This is a genomic window from Kitasatospora sp. NPDC059599, assembly GCF_042735125.1.
Taxonomy (GTDB): domain Bacteria; phylum Actinomycetota; class Actinomycetes; order Streptomycetales; family Streptomycetaceae; genus Kitasatospora.
Genome location: NZ_JBHWCL010000035.1, coordinates 26,554 through 44,250, shown reverse-complemented (window position 1 = coordinate 44,250; position 17,697 = coordinate 26,554). Strand labels below are relative to the sequence as shown.

Genomic DNA, 17,697 nt, shown 5'->3' with positions numbered 1-17,697 from the left:
GTCGAACGGTCGGCGTCGCGCGGGCCCAGGGGCCTGGCCGCACGTGGCACACCCGGTCGGTCACACACGGCAACCGCAGGTGCGCGAGATCGCCGCCGGCCCACAGGCCGGCTCCGGTGAGGAGGCTTCCGCCTCCTCGTGGGTGAGCGCGGGCGGCACGGGGGCGCCGGGCCGGGCGGGCCGGGCTTCTGTCCGGCTGAAATACGGTCATTCCCGTGGCGGAGCGTGACCGGCGTCGGCTTGCGTGAAGAAGTTGCGCCCGATTGTCTGACATTACGTCAATCGGCATGCCCGCTCACGGGTGGCTACTTCAGGAGCAACTGTGCGTATGCGAATCCTACCCACTGCGGCCGCATCCGTCGTCCTCGTCATGGTCCAGCCGGGCCTCGCCGGAGCAGCGGCCGACCCCAGTACCACGGTCTCGTTCACCATCACGTCCGGCGCGCTGTCGATGTCGGTGCCGGTCAGCGCCGCCCTCGGCTCGGGAGCGCCCGGCACCAACATCAGCGCGCCGATCGGCGCCGTGAGCGTCACCGACGACCGCGCCCTCCTCTCGGCCGCCTGGACGGTGACCGCGTCGGCGACGGACTTCGCGAACGGCCCCTCGACGGTGCCCGCCTCCGACGCCACCTACTCGGTCGGGGCGGTGACGACGACCGGCACCATCACCGCCACCCCGACGAACATCACGCTGAGCAACAGCCCGCAGACCGTGGTCACCGGGAGCAGCGGCGTCGGGGACAACACCGCGACCTGGGACCCGACGGTCAGCATCTCCGTGCCCGCCAGCGCCGTCAGCGGCAGCTACTCCGGAACGCTGACCCACTCCGTTGCCTGACCGGATGAAGCGCGCGCGCCGCTCCTGGGTCCTGCTGATGGTGCTGGCCGTCGTCCAGGCGATCGGGGTGATGCCGGCAGGCGCGGACGGGATGCCCGGGACGCCCTCCCCCCACTCCAGCCCGACGAGCCACCCCAGCCCGACGAGCCACCCGAGTCCGACGAGGAAGACCATCGGCATCAAGCTGCTCGACGCCCCGGAGAGCCAACGTGCCGATCCCAGGGCCCAGGCCTACCTCGTCGACCACGTCGCACCGGGCTCGACCATCGAACGCCAGGTGGAGGTCAGCAACGAGTCGTCCACGTCGATGCACGTCACCGTGTACGCCGCGGCGGCCGGTATCGCGGACGGAAAATTCACCTTCGCGCCGGACCACACCCCCAACGAGCTGACCGGCTGGACGTCGCTCGACAAGACCGACCTCGACCTGGCGGCCTCCGCCTCGGCTCAGGTGCGCACCACCATCCGGGTACCCAAGGACGCCTCGGCCGGGGAGCGGTACGGCGTCATCTGGGCCCAGACCGGCGACCCCGGGGACCGCACGCACAATCTGACGATCCTGGGCCGGGTCGGCATCCGCATGTACGTCGACGTCGGTCCCGGAGGCGCGCCGCCCTCGGACTTCACGATCGAGCGGTTCTACCCGGCCAAGACCCGCGACGGGCGGAAGGAGGTCCGCGCCCGGGTCCACAACACGGGCAGCCGCGCCCTGGACATCACCGGGACACTCTCCCTGGCCGACGGGCCGGGCGGGCTCCACGCCGGACCCTTCCCGGTCAAGACCGGCACCACCGTGGCACCGGGCGACGTCGCGGAGGCGGTCGTCCCGCTCGACGCGCAGCTGCCGAACGGCCCGTGGAACGCGGAGCTGACGCTCAGGAGCGGCCTGGTCGAACGCACCACGCGCGCCACCATCACCTTCCCGACGACTCCCGGCGGCGCCGGGGCCGTCACCGCGTCGGCCGCCGATCCGGGGCACCTCCCCACCCCCATGACCGCGGTGATCGCCACCCTCGTCCTCGCCACCGTGTGCGTCCTGCTCCGCAGGTCCCGCCGACGCCACCGGTGACCACTCCCCCGGCCGACCGGACTGCACCGGCGCCTCGGGTGGCGTGGGAGCACTGACGTACGCGTCGGTGCTCCCACGGCGGCCGGGCTCGCGCAGCGGTGACCGCGGTCGGCCGCGGACGGCTGCGGACGGCCTCGGGCGGCCTCGGAGGGCACGGAGGATGGACCGGGATGCCGCCGGCGGATCGCTAGCGGAAGGTGAGCAGGGTCGCCACCGTGTTGCCCTCGGCGTCCAGGCACTCGGTCGTGTCGGACCCGTCCGGGTCGACCAGGATGCCCAGCACGGTGCCGGTGCCGGCCTCGTCCGGGATCATCAGCCAGTCGTTCGCGAAGTCGCCCTCGACCGGCTCCACCGGCCAGTCCGCCGGATCCACCGAAGCCCTCCGGAGCATGTCGCGGAAGTTCTCCAGCCTCCAGTCGGAGCTGTCGGCGGCGCGCGCGTGCAGGACGGCCCAGGTGCGCTTGAGCATCGGGACGGCCGGTTCGACCCACCCGGTACCCGGGTTCGCATGCAACACGGCCAGGCCGGACGGGGTCGCCAGGCGGTCGCCCCAGTCCTGCATCCGCACCGGGACGGTCTCGCAGGGGTGCACCAGGGCGGCCACCGGGGCGCCCGGCGCGTCCGCGCGGGAGACCAGGTAGACCGGCGTGCCGCCGGGCCGCATCGGAGCGTTCGTGCCCTCCGGCCCCAGCGGGTCGTACATCGTGCAGTGGTCGTCGGACCCCTGGACCAGGCCGACCCGTTCGATCCGCCAGCCGTCGATCGTCCACGTCTGCGCGGACGGATCGGCCAGGGCGGTGATCAGTGCGGGCAGGTACTCGTCATCGTCGTAGGACATCCGTCTTCCCCGAAACTCGTAGGTGGTGGGGAGCGTAGACCGTGGCTCCGACATGCGGTCCCGGGAGGCCCGGCTCCGGGGGCGGCCGCCGGGACCGACCGGGGCGACCGGGGGCGGCCCGTACGGTTCCCGCCCGCACACTGCCGCCCTCGGCCGCCTCCTGGGGAGCCGCCGGTCCGTCAGGCCGGAATGTTGAGCCCGACGGCCCCGGTCAACGGCGAGAGCTGTTTCACCAGCTTGTCGAAGTCCGCGGTCCGACCGTCGGACCACTGGGCCGTACCGACGAGCATGCCGTGCCCGTGGACCGCGAAGTTCTGCACGAGGCCGCTGTCGGCCGGCAACTGGCGCAGACCCGAGTCCTTGGGCGGGACCTGGACGGCGACCTCGTAGTCGCCGGGGTGGGAGGCCAGGAAGGTCACCAGGTGCAGGGCCTCGACCGGGTCGTTCATCGTGAACAGCGCCAGGTTGTACTGGTTGCCCTCGGCGTCCTTGTACAGCGCCAGGTCGACGCCGAGACAGCCGTGGCCCTGCGTGATCAACCCGGCGAGCGTCGGCGCCACGGTGTCCGGGCCGGTGCACACCGGGTTCGCCACGTCGGCCACCAGCGTGTACCCCTGCACCTGCGCCGGAAAGACGGACAGCGGGATCGCCGAGGACGGAGCGTCGGCTGCCGTCAGCGGGACGTCGGCCGGCGGGGTCACCACGTGCAGCGCGGGAGCGGACGAGGTCAGCGCGGCCGGGTCGGCAGGCACAGCAGACGGGGCCGACGCGGAAGCCGCCGGCGCGGCGGCCGGGGCCGGGGCCGACGGCCGGAGCAGGTACACCGCCGCTCCTGCTGCCGCCAGCAGCACAGCGGCCGCCGGAAGCAGCAACCGGCGGCGCCGGTCTCGGCGCGCGGGTTGGTTCGCCCGTTCGGCGGCACTCGGTTCCGGTGCCGCGTTGGTCTTCTCGAACTCCTTGACGAACTCTGCCCACAGGTCGTCACCGGATTCACGCATACTCACAACTTCCACACCTTAGTGATCATCGCCACCCCTGGGAAGACGGGCCCCTTGCCGTTGCGGACGGTGGTGCCGTCGAGCCCGGGTGGTGCACGGTCCAGCGTTACGGGCCAAGGGAGTTCGGACCCTGCTGGGCAGGCCTCAGAACGGGGGCTCGTCGTGCCAGGAGCCGGTCGTCGGCACGGGCGGCCGGGGGCTGCGGACGACGGGGAGTCACCGCAGCACGGGGTGGCCGCGATCCGACGGACCAGCAGCCCCGGTAGTCGAGATCGGCAACGTCCACGGCGGCACCGTAGCCCCTGGCTCTGACAGTCCGGGTGTCCCAGGTGACCGTCGATGCGGCCGGGTTGCGCGTCCGTCAGGAGTCAGCGCCCGGTCGGTCGGGGATCGGCAGCGGAGTACCGTGGCGCCGTCCTGTCGGAGCGGTTCGGGAAGGCGCGTCATGCCCAACAGTCGGATCATCGCATCGGCGCTGAACGGCGACACGGAGGAGCTGAGACGGGCCGTCGGAGCAGGCGGCCTCATATGCGTCGCGCCCGAGCTGTCGAGCGTGTTCGTGGTCCGGACCGCCGCCGACGGCGCACAGACGGCAACGGTCGACCTTCCCGGCAGCACCGCCTTCGTCCGGCTGCCCAGGTCGTTCCGGGTACGACGGATCGGTCACGACAGCGAACGCTTCACCCTGACCAGCGCCGACGGACGGTCCGTCACCGGCACGCCGCGGCAGTTCAGCACCGGCTACAAGGTGATCGCCGAGGAGCACAACCCCTGGTACGAGCAGCACGTCGAAGAGGCCTTTCTGGCGACGGGCCTGCGCCCCGAAGGCCTGCTGCCGACCCGCATCCTCCACGTGGGCACCACCCCGGAGCCGGCCGAGCCCCGACCGGAGGGCCGGACCGCCGGGAGCGCGGCGGCGGTCCCGGGACGGCGGCTGGAGATGTGGTTCGACAGCGCCGGACCGGAGAAGACCGCCGAACTGCTGCCCCACGCACGCCGGCTCGTGGCCGAGTTCGACCGCATCCGCCGCGACGGCACCGCGTTCATCTGGACCGCGTTCGCGGAGGGCGACGAGACCGAGGAGGAGAAGGCCCGCTTCCCCGAGGTGATGACGCCGCACACGCTGGTCGTCTACCGCTCGGGAGACTTCGAGGTCCACTTCGAGGAGCCCGGGAACCGCTACTTCATGGACGGCTACTGGCCTGCCGTCCAGTACCGCGCCGACCTGACGCCCGTCCACGTCACGATCGAGGCCTGACCCCGTCGCCACGGAATCCCGCTCGGCCGTGACCTGGCCGGGGCGGACCGCCACGACTCCCGACGCCGACCCGCACCTTGGACCGCCTCGTTGACCAGGGCCCGCTGCCCCAGGACATCACGGCGCACCCGGGCTCAGCCGGCCGCGTGCACCAGTTGTTCGACCCTGGCGACGGCTTCGTCGGCACTGGCGGTTTCGAGCTCCTCCACCGAGGACACCCCGTCGGCCGTCGGCAGGGTGCAGACCAGGTAGCGCCCCTCGGGCACCAGCGCGACGGCGACGGCGAGGACGTCCCCGTCGCCGGCCCACCACTGGGGCCCGGTGCTGAACCGGAGCGTCGCATGACTCGTGAACGGGTAGTAGCGGCTCAGCGACGTGCGCCTCGCGGCCAGGACCAGGTCGTGCAGGATCGGCGGAACCCATGACCGGCCGGGAATCCGGCAGGAGTCGTCCTGGTCCGCTGCTGCCCGGATCTGGAAGTCCCACGCCTCACTCAAGGGATCGCTCACGACTGGCATTCTGCCGTGGTCGTCCGTCCTCGGGAAGGTGGCGCCGGGGGCGTGCTGCCGTGGTGCCGCGAGGTCGCCGGGGTGCCTGCCGCGTCGGCCGGCACCCCGCACGGACCCGGGTGCGCTGCCGCCGGGCGGCGGCGCACCCGGGTTGGTGATCAGCGGAAGCGGGCGCGGCGCGGCGCAGCCCGTTCGGGCGCAGCGGCTTCGGCGCAGCGGCTTTCAGCCGAGGCTGATCGGGTCGGTGCCGAAGGTCCACGCGCTTCCGGACCTCGCGTAGACCTGGATCGGGGTACTGCCGTAGTCCTCGCCGGAGATGGAGTCGCACTGGCCGGGCGCGAGGACGGGGGTGACGTGCCCCGGGCTGGTGACGTTGTCGCCCGCCGTGTCCTTGATCCAGAAGTAGAAGCTGTTCGCCGAGCTCTGGTGGTTGCACAGCTGGGCGGACACCCACGGGTTGTCGTCCAACGTGTGCCAGCCCGTGATCTCCACGCCGTGCGCGGAGTTGGAGTCGGATCCGCTTGCGGCGGACGCGCTTCCCGACGCGAGCGTGACGCCGGTGACGGTCAGTGCGGTCACCGCGGTGAGGGAGGCGAGTCGGCGCCCCAGCTTGAACTGCATGTCTGCCCCTTCGGTCGGACGGGCCGGTTCGGCTTCCATCGTCCCCGCGGGACGTGCCGGGCGGCCACGACGTTGACCGGACGTTCGCCGGACGCTTCCGACGCCGGACGACGGGGGCACCGCGTGCCCGCCCGGGCGGTGCGTCAGACCACGGCGAGCCGGTCCACCAGCAGTTCCACCCTCCACTCGGTGTGCTCCGGAGGCAGCCGTCCCGCCCGGGTCAGGGTGGCCAGGCCGTGCAGGGCCGCCCAGAACGTCTCGGTGAACAGTCCTGTGTGGACACCGTCCCCGGCGACCTCGCCGAGGCTCTCCAGCAGGGCGGCGAAGGCGTCCTTCAGGGGCTCGGGGGTGTCCTCCCGGGCGAAGGCGAGGCCGCCGTCGAGCCGGAACATGGCGTCGTAGACCGCCGGGTTGCGTTCGGCGAAGTCGAGGTAGGTGCGGGCGAGGGCGGCGACCCGGGCGCGGGGGCCGTCCGCGGCGGAGGCCGCGGCCCTCAGCGCCACGGCCATCTCGGCGGCACCCTCCAGGGCGACGGCGCCGATGATCTCGCGCTTGCCGCGGAAGTGGCTGTAGAGGACGGGCTGGCTGTACTCGATGCGCTCGGCGAGCCGGCGGGTGGTGACCGCGTCCCAGCCCTGCTGCTCGGCGAGTTCGCGGGCCGTCGCCACGATGAGGCGTTCGCGGCTCGCCCGCTCGCGCTGCTTGCGTTCCTGTACCGACATGATTCGATCCTAGCATCGCTAGACAATCAAGCGGCAGCAGCGCTAGCGTCATCTCATCATCTAGCGGCGCTAGATCCCAGGAGGGGTCACCATGCTCGACGCATTAGAGGTCGTCACCACCGTGCTCGTCGGCCTGATGGTGGGGGTGGAGTTCTCCGTCGCCTTCGTCATGAACCCGATCTTCGGCAAACTCCCCGAGGACAGCGACCAACTCGCCCGTGCCCACGGGGGCCGGATGCTCGGAGCCCTGATGCCGTTCTGGTACATCGGCTCGCTCGCCCTGAGCGCCGTCTGGGCCGTCGCCGGATGGCACCGCCACGGCACCGGCCTCGTCGTCACCGCCGGCGCGCTGCTGATCCTCAGCGTGATCATGTCGGTCCTGCTGCTCGTCCCGATCAACAACCGGGGCAAGACCTGGACCCCCGAGAACAGGCCCGAAGACTGGAAGGAGCAGATGAACCGCTGGAACCGCTTCCACTACGCCCGCGTCGCCGTCATCGTCGCCGCCTTCACCCTGCTGGTCGCCGCCCTCGTCTGAGCCGCCCGCCGAGCCCGGCCGGCCGATCGTCCGGGTCACGGGTGGTGGACGTCCAGGGGTGGAGGACGCCGGACCGCCGGTGGACCTCCGATCCGCCGGGCCTGCGGGACCCGACTCGGCGACCCGCACCCGACACCCGGCACTCGGCCTCGTGACCGGAGGCCGACTTCCTCCGCCGCTCGCGCTCGGAGACAGTCGGGCTGCCGGACGGTCCGGAGCAACGGGCATGGAGCAACGGGCAACGGACAACGGGCAACGGGCAACGGGCATGAGTCAACGGGCATGGGGCAAGGGCCGATCGGGAAGAGTGGGCACGACAGGCCGTGGCCTGCCGTGGCCTGCCGTGACCTCCCCCTCCCCCGGCCCGCCCGTCGGACTCGCTCGGTCAGCGGCCGTCGGGGCGGCCGAGGGCGTCGCGGAGGAACTCGGTGATCTCCGCCCGTGCCGTCTCGGCCTGCGGCACGACGGCCGGCATGCTGACGAAGGCGTGCGTCGCCCCGGGGAACTCGCTCAGCCGCGTGGGCGTCCCGGCCACGCGCAGGCGCTCGGCGTAGCGGCGGCCGTGGTCGGCCAGCGGGTCATGGGTCGGCACCACCACCAGCGCCGGGGCGAGCCCGGCGAGACTGTCGGCGTGCAGCGGGGACAAGGCCCGGGGATCGGTCCCCGAGGGGACGGCGAGCCGGTGCAGCAGCCGCAGTTGGGGAACGGTCAGGGTCGGGCTGTGGGCGTGCTCGGTGACCGAGGGGTGGTCGAACATGGTCCCGGTCACGTCCGCGACGGGGTTGACCAACACCTGTGCCCGCAGTGGCAGGCCGGCCTGCCCGGCGCGGATGGCGGCCAGGGCGGTGATCAGTGCGCCGCAGCTCTCGCCGAACACGGCGGTGCGCGCCGGGTCGATGCCCCAGTCGGCGGCGTGCCGCACCAGGTGGTCGAGCGCATCCCAGCCGTCGCTCGCGGCGGCCGACAGCGGAGTGTCCGGGGCGAGGAGGCGGTGCTCGACCGAGACGACGAGGGCCGGCAACCGGGCGGCGAGATGGCTGTTGATCCAGTCGCTCTGCACCGCCGTGCCGACGAACCCGCCACCGTGGACGTGGAGCACGAGGGGCAGGGCCGCCGCCCGGTCGGTGGAGCCGGCGCCACGTTCGCCCACCGGCCGGTGGACCCGCACGGGCAGGCGACGGCCGGACAGCTCCAGCGACTGCCAGTCGATCGTGGCACCGGGGTCCGGCATCCCGGTGATCGCCCGCATCTCGGGCGACGCCCGCCTGCGGTTCTCCGCCTCGCGGTAGGCGGCCAGTTCCTCGTCGGTCATCGCCGCCCAGTCCGGCTCGCCCCCCAGTGCCTGCTGCCGCAACCCGCTGCTGCTCGCCGACGGCCGGCGCGCACTGCTGTCCCCGTTCATGCCTTCTCCTCCCCGCATGATTACGCTACCTTAGGTATCGATACCTAAGGTAGCGTAACTGACTATGGTGAGGGAATGACTGCGACAACTCCGCCCGCCCGACCGCCCGGACGCCCGCGCGCCGGCCTCGACGCCGAGGTCTTCACCGCCACCCTGAGCACGGTCCACGAGATCGGCTACGCGCGCGCCACGGTCGAACGCATCGCCACCGCGACCGGCATCGCGAAGACGACGATCTACCGCCGCTGGCCGTCGAAGGGCGCGCTGATCGTGGACTGCCTCCTCGACGCGTTCGGCCCGGCTCCGCTGCGAGAGGGCGCAGACCAGGCCGAACTCATGTCCTCGACCATCCGCTGGATCGCCGCGACGATCGCCGAGCCCGGAGTGGGCGACGCGTTCGCGGGCGTGTTCAGCGACGCCGTCAGCGACCCGGCCCTGCGCGAGATCCTCTCCGCACGGCTGCAGGACCCGTACCGCCTCGCCCTCCAGGACGCTCTCGACGAACCGGAGAACAGGGTCCTGTTCTTCATCGACGTCGTCGTCGGCACTCTGCTCCACCGGATGGGCATGACCGGCGAACCCATGGTCGATGCCGATGTCGACGCCCTGGTCGCGATGGTGCTGCCGCACTTCGCCCGCGACGTCGACCCGACCTGACCTGGCCTGACCTGACCTGACCTGACCTGACGGTGGATCAGCGGCCCGCAGCACGGACCGCTGCCACGACCGGCGCAGCCGGCGTCGGGCAGGGCTCGCAGGTCACACGAGGACGAGGCGGACACCGGCGCACCCGCCACACCTCCGCTGATCACCGACCGACATTGGCGATTCACGAGAACAGGAGGCGCCGTGCCGCGCTCCGAACCACTGCCCCGCACCGTCCGCCTGCTGTTACTGGCCCGGGTCGTCAACCGACTCGGGGCCTTCTCACTGCCCTTCCTCACCGCGCTGATCAGCGCCGACCACGGCGCGAGCCTGACCACGGCTGGGCTGGTCAGCGCCGCCTTCGGACTCGCGACGATCCCCTCACGGCTGGCCGGAGGGCACCTGGCCGACCGGATCGGCCGGCGCACGACCATCGTGCTCGGCCTGGGCGGATGCGCCGCCGCACAGCTGGCGATCGCTGCCTCCGCCTCGCTCACCTGGGCAGTCGCCGGGGCGGTGCTGCTCGGACTGGCCTTCGAGCTCTACGAGCCCCCGAGCCAGGCGATCATCGGCGAGTCCGTGCCGGAGCAGCACCGGGTGCGCGCGTTCAGCCTGTTCAGCGCCGCGCTCGCGGCGGGCGCCATGGGCGCCGGGCTGCTCGCCGCGCTCCTCGGCCGCTGGGACCTGCGCTGGCTCTTCGTCACCGACGCCGCCACCTGCCTGGCCTGCGCACTGCTCATCCGCCTGGCCCTGCCCCGCGACCGCCCCGCACCACCCGGAGCGGACCAGGACGCCACCGCCGTACGGCCGCTGCGTGACCGAGCCCTGCTGAGCGTCCTGGCCACCGGAACCGCCTACGCCCTGATCAACCAACAGACCGTGATCACCCTGCCGCTCGCACTCGCACGGCAGGGCCTGCCCGCCGCCGACGCCGGGCTGCTGTTCACCGCCGCCGCGGCCACCACCGTACTCGCCCAACCGCTGATCCGACTGCCCTGCGCGACCAGGCTCACCACGCCCGTCACACTCGCCCTCGCCCACCTCCTCCTGGCCACGGGACTGACCGGCTACGCCCTCAGCCGCACACTGCCGGCGCTGCTCGCCTCAGCCGCCGTGACGAGCCTCGGCGATCTGCTGGTCATGGGTCGCGTCTACGCGCTCGTCACCGCCCTCGCGCCACCCGGCGGAACCGGACGCTACCTGGCCGTCTTCGGCACCAGCTGGGGCGTCGCCGCGACCCTCGCACCCGTCCTCGGAACCCAGTTGCTCGCCCACGCGGGGACGACCGCACTGTGGTCGGCCATGGCCGCGTTCTGCCTCCTGCTCGCCGCACTGCACCTTCGGGTGACACCCGAGCCGGCCCACTCACGGCAACGACGCGAACCCGGGGAACCCAGGGCGGCCGAGCCGGTGTCCGCACCCCGCCCGCAAAGCTGACCGACCGCAGAAGGGGCCGCCACCCGGGAGCCGCAACGGCCGCGCGGGACCCGCTTGTTAACCTTTCCGATCGTGCGAGCCCTCTTCCCAGGATCCTTCGACCCGGTCACTCCAGGGCATCAGGACGTTCTCCACCGCGCCGCCCTCCTGTTCGACGAGGTCGTCGTCTGCGTGATGTTCAATGCGAACAAGACCGGCCGCTTCCCCGTCGCCGAACGGCTGGACCGGCTCCGCACGGCAGCAACCGACCTGAGCAACGTCACGGTCGACTCCCACACCGGCGGCCTGCTGGTCGACTACTGCCGCCGGGTCGGAATCGACGTCGTCACCGGAATCGAAACGGTCTTCATCACTGCGGACCCCGCCCTGCGCCACGTCTCCTCCACCCTCGTCACCGCGATGGGTCAGGCCCTGCCCTTGGCCGGGCAGAGCGAGCGGTCGCGTCCGTAGCGGCGGACGATCCGGCAGTAGCCGGTGAGCCTGCGGGCAGTGAGCCCGGATCCGCGGCTGCTGTGCACGCTCCGACCGGTGCCGTTGAGCCCGTTCCGGCCGCCGACGACGCCGCGAAGCCCTTCGTCGCCCCCGGCCCGGTGGCCGCGGTCGGCATCGGGCGGCGCCGAGCCGGGCGGCCCGTACCCGGACGGGTGCCGCCCGCCGCGCCGCCCGCCCCGGCGGTCAGGCCTGCTCGTAGTGCGCGAGGTATCCGGCGAGTTCGCCGTCCACGGTTTCGTCGCCGTAGCCGTGCAGGGCGCACCACAGGCGGTTCTCCACCCAGAAGCGGTACGCGAACTCCTCGAAGGAGGAGGCGCACCGGGCGATGGATCCGAACCAGTCCACCGGAGTGGCCGGTTCGTCCCAGCCGGGCGCGTCTTCGAGGTCCAGCGGGGAGGCCACCACGAAGGCGTCGCCGGTGGGGCGGAGGTAGAGGTACCAGTGCACGCAGTCCTGCTGGTCCCGCAGGAAGCGGACCAGGAAGGCACCGGGCTCGACCGGGCTCGGTATCGGCGAGGAGACGTCCGTCCAGCAGGCCGTGGCCGACACCGCGTCCAGGGCGCGGGCGCTGTCGGCGCCGGTCTGGAACGCGATGAATTCTGCGGGCAGCACGATCCCGGCGTCCGCGAGCTCGGCGGCGACGGCGTCGAGGTGCCGGGCCGCCTCCGGCACCAGCGGGCCGGTGCCGCCGAGCCACCCGAATCCGCCGTCGAAGCGGGCCGGGTCCAGTGGCGGCAGCGTGTCCGCGTCGTACCACTGGTACGTGCCGCCGCACGGGCGGTGCGGGCCGAGGTCGGTGGCGCACCAGAGGGTCTGGAAGACGGGGTGGCGGGTCGGCTCGGTGTCGGTGGCGGCGGTCACGATGCGCTCCTCGGTACGGGCTGCTGCGTCACCCGTCATCCTGCCGACCGGGACTGACAACCCGCCTCGCCCGGCCGGGGCCGGTGGAGCGCCACTGCCCGAACTGCCCGGTGGGCGCCGCTTCCTGGCGCGCTTGACTTCGCACACGCCCCGCCACAAGCATGGTCGTGACCGCCGGGGAGGGTCCGTGGAGCCAGGCACCATCCGTCAGATGTCGAAGCGCGGACGACGGAATCGCTTGACCGCCGTGGCCGTCGCGGCCGTTGTCGGTGTCGGACTCGCGTTCAACGCGTGGATCGACCAGGGTCCGGAGATCAAGATCCACGAAGGCCCCGTGGCCGGCTACCCGCTGCTGGTCGGCTCCGACGGCCGGACCCTGACCCTCAGCATCGGCTGGGGGTGTGAGAACCGACCCGAGCTCGTGGCCCGTGAGTCCGCAGGCGCGGTGAAGGTCTCCCTGCGGCATTCGGTCCGCTCGGGGTTCTGTGACCTGGGCGGCTACGCACAGATCACCACCCACCTGAACAACCCGCTCGGGACCAGGGCACTGAACGACACGACGGGCAAGGCCGCCGTCCACTTCGACGAGCGCGATCTGCTCCGGCCCGCGTTCCTGCCGGAGAACTACTACCCCTACCCCGCAGGCAGGATGGTCGCCCTGCCCGGGGTGGCCCCGCTCCCGACTGACACTCCGGCCTGGGCCATCGGGTACCGGCTGGGCACGGGGCCCGAACAGGGGTCCCTGATCATCAGCCAGACCCTCCGGAACAGCACACCGCCGGACGGCCGGGCCGCCACCGTCAAGGGCCACCCCGCGACCATCACGCAATCGGATGCCCAGAACGGGCCCCGTTCGCTGACGTGGTCGGACGGGACCTCCACCTTCGTCGTCACCACCGGCGCGCCCCCGCGGCTCTCGGACGAGGAACTCGTCCACGTCGCCGAGAGCCTGGGGTGACCGACACCACGACGACGTCCGGTGGGGCCTCGCCCTGCGGGCCGGCCCCGCGGGAACAACGCCTCGGCGGACTGGAGGCCCGGGCACTGATCGGTCCGGCTGCCCCTCGACGCGCCGATCGGTGCGGGGCCCTGGGTAGAGTCCGGACGGTGACTGGGAACCGGGGCCGTTGGCCGAAGATCGACGAGGATCGTGGCGTCGAGGACGTGACGCTGCTCATCCTGGAGTGGCTGGGTGAGCAGGGCGTGAACGCCATGATCAGGGTGGATGCCGCGCGGGTGGCCGACAACGCGCCGGCCTGGACGTTCGCCGCCAGTGGGGGTCCCCTGGAGCTCGGGCTGCGCGCTGACGGGCGCACCGTACAGCAGTGCATGTCGGGTGCCCTGTCCAAGCTGCGCGAGGCGGGACTGCCGGTTCCGTTCTGATCGCCGGGCCGCCGGTTCGGGGAACCCGGCCGGACTCAGAGCCGGGTGCGCATCCGGCCGGGCCGGACACCCTCCTGGAGCAACCAAAGGTTGCGCATCGCGGTGGAGCGGTCTACCGTTACATGCAACCAAAGGTTGCGAATATCCGAGGAGGAGAGCGGGATGGAGTACGGCAGCATCGCGCGGGAGATCCACGTCGAGGCCACGCCCGAGATCGTCTACGAGGTCATCAGCACCCCCGAACACCTGCGGGAGTGGTGGCCGGACGAAGCCGACCTCAAGCCGGTCCCGGGAACCACCGGGGTCATCTCGTTCGGCGTGGGGACACCGGACGTGCAGGTCGCACCGCTCACGGTGGTGGAGGCCGACCCGCCCCGGCGGTTCAGCTTCCGCTGGGCCTACGACCAGGGCGAGACCGCGAAGCCCGGCAATTCCCTCCTGGTCACCTTCGACCTGGTCCCGTCGGACGGCGGCACACTGCTGCGCTTCACCGAGACGGGATTCCGGGAGAAGGGCTGGGAGGCGGCCGTCCTGGAGGAGACCTACCGCGACCACGCCAACGGCTGGGACCACTTCCTGCCACGCCTCGTCACGTACGTCGCCCGGGTGGTGGCGCACCCGTGAGCGCGGCGGTGAACGCGGCCGCGGGCGTCGCCGTCGACGACGAGCTCTGGTCCGCGGTGGGAGACCCCATCCGGCGCCGGATGCTCGACCTGCTCCTGACCGACGACGGCGGCACGGCGACCACCCTCAGCGAACAACTGCCGGTCACCCGCCAGGCGGTCGCCAAGCACCTCGGCGTTCTCGGCCGGGTCGGCCTCGTCCACGACACGCCCTCCGGACGCGAACGCCGCTACGAAGTCGACGAGGCGCAACTCGCCCGCGCCGTCGCCCAGTTGTCGTCGGTCGGCGCCGCCTGGGACGCCCGCCTGCACCGCATCAAGCGGATCGCCGAGGCCATCCAACGCAGCCAGGAGAGCTGAGCGCACAGACCCGAACGCACGAGCGCGCCCGATCGTGGGCGCCAACACGAGAGGGAGGTACCGCCATGGCGGACATCCTGCACCGGATCGGAGTCACCGCGTCCCCGGAGGCCGTCCACGCCGCCCTGACCACGGTCGACGGACTGGCGAGCTGGTGGACCGAGGAGACGGACGGCGACCCCGGCGTCGGCGGAGTGGTCCGGTTCCGCTTCGGCCCCGGCGGCTTCGACATGAAAGTCCTGGAGACCGAGCCCGGCCGGCGGGTGGTCTGGGAGGTCATCGACGGCCCCGAGGAGTGGATCGGCACCCGGATCCGCTTCGACCTCAAGCAGGAGGACGACTTCACCATCGTGCTGTTCCGGCACGAGGACTGGAGGGAGCCGGTCGAGTTCATGTACCACTGCAGCACCAAGTGGGCCACGTTCCTGATGAGCCTCAAGGCCGTGCTGGAAACCGGTACGGGTGCGCCCGCACCGCGCGACGTCAAGATCAGCAACTGGCACTGAGCGCCCGCGCCGGGTGACGTACGGCGAGGAGCGGGGGCCGGGGGCCGGGGCCGTGGGCCGGGTGGGGCTTCCCCCTCGGCCCACGGCCGTGCGTCACTCGGCGCCCCAGAGCCGTCCGACCGGCGGCTCTGCGCGGATCCCGGCCGCCACGAAGGACACGTGCTTGCCCCGGCCGGCGAGCACGACCCTCCTGCCCGTGAGCGTGGCGTCGGTCGTGGGCCAGCCCGACCAGGCGTCCACCTCGAAGTCCGTCACACCGACGCAGACCAGCACGAACTCGACCGCGTTGTGGCCGTGCTCCCGCCACCGGTCCGCAGCACCGGCCGGAACGGCCCGTGCGGAGAACCGCAAGGTCACGGACGCTTCGCGTTCGTCGACCAGGACGGAGTCCAGGCCGTAGTCGCTCAGCGGGGGCGGCGGGGAGCCCAGCACCTCGCGGACCGTCCCGGGGTTCACCAGCTCGGCGGACCAGTCGTGGTCACCCATGGAACACCTTCGCGGTCGTGGGCGGCAGCGCGCTGCCGAACAGGCGCCGGTCGATCGGGCTCACGAACCACCGCTCGGCCGCGTACGGTCCGGCGTCGCCGGGGCGGGTGGCGTAGGCGTTGAGGTGCTTCGCCGTGACCTCGGCGTACGCGGTGAAGTCCAGCGAGAACCCCCGGCCGCGCACCCCGACCTCGATCCGCCGCTCCCGGTCCCGCAGGTAGCGGCTCACCTCGACGTCGACCACGGTGGCACCGGGAACGCCCCGCATCCGCAGGTCCTCCTCCACCGCCGTGAACCCGATCTGCGCCTCGAACCGGTCACAGCCCGCATCCGCCCAGGCCTGCGGGGCGAGGTCGGGAAAGGACGGGAACTCGACCCGCAACGTCACCCCGGCGCCGCGCGGATCCAGGTGCACCGACCGCAGCACCAGGCCCTCCAGGGGCGGCACTTCGGTGTAGAGCGCGGTCAACTGCTCGGAGCGCAGGAGCGCCGGCCACGCATCGACCTCCATGGGCCCGCCCTTCCCGTCCTGATACCTCGCACACCGTCGTGACCTGGGATGATACTGCCCGACGTTCGCCCCTCCCCGACGTTCACATGAACAGCGGATCGGCCGGCGGCCACGGGTAGCCCAGTTGCTCGGCGTGGTGCGTACCTCCCCAGACCTCGGCGGTGGCCCGGGGATCGCCTGCGGTCAGCCGCGCTTCGAGCTCCTCGACCTGGTCCGACGGGTCCTCCGCGGAGATCCAGAGGGTCGTCCCGAACTGGATCCAGGGCAGATCCGTATCGGCCCGGTTCCGGGGATGCCTCAGAAGGAGGTGGATCCGATCGGGTTCCTGGCGGGCGGCCCAGACGTCCTCCACCTCGCAGTCCCACCTGGCCAGCCAGTCCTCGCGGCCCCTCAGCCGAGCCTCCAGCAGCCGCGCGACCGCCCCTCCCGGCCACTCCCACCCGCGGTCCTCCTCGGCTCGCAGGACCTCGGCCTCGTACTGACCCGCGGCGAACCGCAGCTCCGGCAGGTCGAGGTCCTCGTCGACCGGGTCGCGCCAGCCCGCCCAGACGACGTGCTCCCCGTCCCGTCCGACCGTCACGTACAGCGCGCCACAGCACATCTCCACACCGCACCCGGCCCACGCGAGACGCACCTCGTGGGGCGTCGTCGTGGCACGCAACGGCCCGCCCCGGTCCAACAGGTACCGGGGCCCCGCCCCCACGTACCGGCGGCCTCCCCCGTCGCGGGGGGCCGCGTCGGCCACGAGGTCCCGGCCACCGATGAACGGGCGGACCTCCAGGATGCCCTCACCGGGCGGTGGGCACACGATGTTCAGGCGGAGAAGGTCAGGTTCCAAGGGCATCGGGCCATGGTCACGAAGCCCGCCGCGGCTGTCACGCGATTTTGCGTGACCTCCGGGCGTCGCGGGGCCGGGCGGGGCAGGGCGGGGCAGGCGGCCGGGCGCAGCGGGCGGCAGATTGTCAGGCCGGCTTGAACAGATCCACCGTCCATTCGCGCTGCTCTGCGGTGTCCGGAACGGCGAGCCCGCGGGCCCGTTCGATCCGGTCCCAGGCGGTGTCGGGGTCGACGCCGTTGAGGATGAGGAGTGCGGCCGAGAGGAGGGACGAGCGTCCGATGCCGGCCCGGCAGTGGGTGACGACGTGGGCACCGTCGCGCAGCCGTTCGGCCAACCCGTGCAGGGTGGGCAGGATCGCGGTGCGGTCGGGGACGGTCCGGTCGGGGATGGGTATCGCGACGAACCGCAGCCCGGCTGCGGCGGCGATCCGGGGTTCGTCCGTGAGGCCGAGTTCGTCGAGTTCGGGGCGGGTGAGCGCGCAGACCAGGACGTCGACGCCGCAGTTCCTGAGCGCGGCCATCTCGTCTTCGAGCCAGTCGTTGCCGCGGGGGCGGGCCATGGTGCTCAGTCGGCCCGGGCCGGGGAGGTCGACGGTGAAGAGGGCGGGGGTTCGCATGTCAGCAGCACTTTCGGTCGGTGTGGCCGGGTGGCAGTCGGACGGTCGGTCAGGGGTGGGGGCGGACGGTCAGGGGCCGGGGCCGGGGCCGGGGCCGACCGGGTTCGGCAGTGGGCTCGCTCGGGGTCGGGCCGGCTGGGGTGGCC

23 protein-coding genes are annotated in these 17,697 nt (G+C 72.3%); 12 read left to right on the top strand and 11 right to left on the bottom strand.

Annotation, left to right across the window (positions count from 1 at the left end; translation table 11 throughout):
• The first annotated feature begins 328 nt into the window (after window positions 1–328).
• Window positions 329–838, top strand: a complete 510-nt coding sequence (locus tag ACFV04_RS15270) for a hypothetical protein (RefSeq protein ID WP_380529377.1) — start codon at window positions 329–331, stop codon at window positions 836–838.
• Window positions 839–842: 4 nt separating this feature from the next.
• Complete coding sequence (locus ACFV04_RS15265) at window positions 843–1,907, top strand: peptidase (RefSeq protein WP_380529375.1); 1,065 nt, start codon at window positions 843–845, stop codon at window positions 1,905–1,907.
• 187 nt (window positions 1,908–2,094) lie between these two features.
• Here ACFV04_RS15265 and ACFV04_RS15260 read toward each other — a convergent pair whose 3' ends face one another.
• The gene (locus ACFV04_RS15260) at window positions 2,095–2,745 is read right to left on the bottom strand and encodes a hypothetical protein (protein WP_380529374.1); all 651 of its coding nucleotides are present in this window, start codon (window positions 2,743–2,745) and stop codon (window positions 2,095–2,097) included.
• Between the two features lie 179 nt (window positions 2,746–2,924).
• Window positions 2,925–3,749 carry a hypothetical protein gene (locus ACFV04_RS15255; protein ID WP_380529372.1) on the bottom strand — a complete coding sequence of 275 codons (825 nt, stop codon included), beginning with the start codon at window positions 3,747–3,749 and terminating at the stop codon, window positions 2,925–2,927.
• Window positions 3,750–4,188: 439 nt separating this feature from the next.
• Here ACFV04_RS15255 and ACFV04_RS15250 point away from each other — a divergent pair, with 439 nt between their 5' ends.
• A complete protein-coding gene (locus ACFV04_RS15250) occupies window positions 4,189–5,001 on the top strand; it encodes a hypothetical protein (RefSeq protein WP_380529371.1) in 813 nt (270 codons plus the stop codon).
• A gap of 134 nt (window positions 5,002–5,135) precedes the next feature.
• On the opposite strand, the gene ACFV04_RS15245 is transcribed toward ACFV04_RS15250, so the two are convergent.
• The 3 genes from ACFV04_RS15245 to ACFV04_RS15235 form a co-directional block, all read right to left on the bottom strand.
• Window positions 5,136–5,510: a DUF6193 family natural product biosynthesis protein gene (locus ACFV04_RS15245; protein ID WP_380529369.1), complete on the bottom strand. Its 375-nt coding sequence runs from the start codon at window positions 5,508–5,510 to the stop codon at window positions 5,136–5,138.
• 222 nt (window positions 5,511–5,732) lie between these two features.
• Complete coding sequence (locus ACFV04_RS15240) at window positions 5,733–6,131, bottom strand: hypothetical protein (protein WP_380347639.1); 399 nt, start codon at window positions 6,129–6,131, stop codon at window positions 5,733–5,735.
• Between the two features lie 143 nt (window positions 6,132–6,274).
• Window positions 6,275–6,853 (bottom strand): TetR/AcrR family transcriptional regulator, encoded by a 579-nt coding sequence (locus tag ACFV04_RS15235; RefSeq protein ID WP_360260622.1) that lies wholly within the window; start codon window positions 6,851–6,853, stop codon window positions 6,275–6,277.
• 91 nt (window positions 6,854–6,944) lie between these two features.
• On the opposite strand from ACFV04_RS15235, the gene ACFV04_RS15230 reads away from it, so the two are divergent.
• On the top strand, window positions 6,945–7,391 hold the full coding sequence (locus ACFV04_RS15230) for an anthrone oxygenase family protein (RefSeq protein WP_380529366.1): 447 nt from the start codon (window positions 6,945–6,947) through the stop codon (window positions 7,389–7,391).
• 385 nt (window positions 7,392–7,776) lie between these two features.
• On the opposite strand, the gene ACFV04_RS15225 is transcribed toward ACFV04_RS15230, so the two are convergent.
• Complete coding sequence (locus tag ACFV04_RS15225) at window positions 7,777–8,703, bottom strand: alpha/beta hydrolase (RefSeq protein ID WP_380529401.1); 927 nt, start codon at window positions 8,701–8,703, stop codon at window positions 7,777–7,779.
• 165 nt (window positions 8,704–8,868) lie between these two features.
• Here ACFV04_RS15225 and ACFV04_RS15220 point away from each other — a divergent pair, with 165 nt between their 5' ends.
• The 3 genes from ACFV04_RS15220 (at window position 8,869) to ACFV04_RS15210 (ending at window position 11,325) form a co-directional block, all read left to right on the top strand.
• Complete coding sequence (locus ACFV04_RS15220) at window positions 8,869–9,450, top strand: TetR/AcrR family transcriptional regulator (RefSeq protein WP_360260615.1); 582 nt, start codon at window positions 8,869–8,871, stop codon at window positions 9,448–9,450.
• Between the two features lie 192 nt (window positions 9,451–9,642).
• A complete protein-coding gene (locus tag ACFV04_RS15215; protein WP_380529364.1) occupies window positions 9,643–10,875 on the top strand; it encodes an MFS transporter in 1,233 nt (410 codons plus the stop codon).
• Between the two features lie 72 nt (window positions 10,876–10,947).
• A complete protein-coding gene (locus ACFV04_RS15210) occupies window positions 10,948–11,325 on the top strand; it encodes a pantetheine-phosphate adenylyltransferase (RefSeq protein WP_380529362.1) in 378 nt (125 codons plus the stop codon).
• Between the two features lie 225 nt (window positions 11,326–11,550).
• Here ACFV04_RS15210 and ACFV04_RS15205 read toward each other — a convergent pair whose 3' ends face one another.
• Complete coding sequence (locus tag ACFV04_RS15205; RefSeq protein ID WP_380529360.1) at window positions 11,551–12,228, bottom strand: hypothetical protein; 678 nt, start codon at window positions 12,226–12,228, stop codon at window positions 11,551–11,553.
• 238 nt (window positions 12,229–12,466) lie between these two features.
• Here ACFV04_RS15205 and ACFV04_RS15200 point away from each other — a divergent pair, with 238 nt between their 5' ends.
• From ACFV04_RS15200 to ACFV04_RS15180, 5 genes are all read left to right on the top strand, one after another.
• Window positions 12,467–13,186 carry a hypothetical protein gene (locus ACFV04_RS15200; protein WP_380529358.1) on the top strand — a complete coding sequence of 240 codons (720 nt, stop codon included), beginning with the start codon at window positions 12,467–12,469 and terminating at the stop codon, window positions 13,184–13,186.
• Between the two features lie 149 nt (window positions 13,187–13,335).
• Entirely contained in the window at window positions 13,336–13,611 is a 276-nt protein-coding gene (locus ACFV04_RS15195) for a hypothetical protein (protein ID WP_380347632.1), read from the top strand.
• Between the two features lie 162 nt (window positions 13,612–13,773).
• Window positions 13,774–14,235 (top strand): SRPBCC family protein, encoded by a 462-nt coding sequence (locus ACFV04_RS15190; RefSeq protein ID WP_380347631.1) that lies wholly within the window; start codon window positions 13,774–13,776, stop codon window positions 14,233–14,235.
• The gene (locus ACFV04_RS15185) at window positions 14,232–14,594 is read left to right on the top strand and encodes an ArsR/SmtB family transcription factor (protein ID WP_380529356.1); all 363 of its coding nucleotides are present in this window, start codon (window positions 14,232–14,234) and stop codon (window positions 14,592–14,594) included. The genes ACFV04_RS15190 and ACFV04_RS15185 overlap by 4 nt, the downstream gene beginning before the upstream one ends.
• Window positions 14,595–14,659: 65 nt before the next feature.
• Entirely contained in the window at window positions 14,660–15,100 is a 441-nt protein-coding gene (locus ACFV04_RS15180) for an SRPBCC domain-containing protein (RefSeq protein ID WP_380347629.1), read from the top strand.
• Window positions 15,101–15,193: 93 nt separating this feature from the next.
• On the opposite strand, the gene ACFV04_RS15175 is transcribed toward ACFV04_RS15180, so the two are convergent.
• The 4 genes from ACFV04_RS15175 to ACFV04_RS15160 form a co-directional block, all read right to left on the bottom strand.
• On the bottom strand, window positions 15,194–15,586 hold the full coding sequence (locus ACFV04_RS15175) for an Imm50 family immunity protein (protein ID WP_380347628.1): 393 nt from the start codon (window positions 15,584–15,586) through the stop codon (window positions 15,194–15,196).
• Window positions 15,579–16,097, bottom strand: coding sequence for an Imm50 family immunity protein (locus ACFV04_RS15170; protein ID WP_380347627.1), 519 nt, complete (start codon window positions 16,095–16,097; stop codon window positions 15,579–15,581). The genes ACFV04_RS15175 and ACFV04_RS15170 overlap by 8 nt, the downstream gene beginning before the upstream one ends.
• Before the next feature lie 82 nt (window positions 16,098–16,179).
• Window positions 16,180–16,941 carry a hypothetical protein gene (locus ACFV04_RS15165; RefSeq protein ID WP_380347626.1) on the bottom strand — a complete coding sequence of 254 codons (762 nt, stop codon included), beginning with the start codon at window positions 16,939–16,941 and terminating at the stop codon, window positions 16,180–16,182.
• A 118-nt stretch (window positions 16,942–17,059) separates the two neighbouring features.
• Window positions 17,060–17,551: a tyrosine protein phosphatase gene (locus tag ACFV04_RS15160; RefSeq protein WP_380529353.1), complete on the bottom strand. Its 492-nt coding sequence runs from the start codon at window positions 17,549–17,551 to the stop codon at window positions 17,060–17,062.
• Window positions 17,552–17,697: the final 146 nt, after the last annotated feature.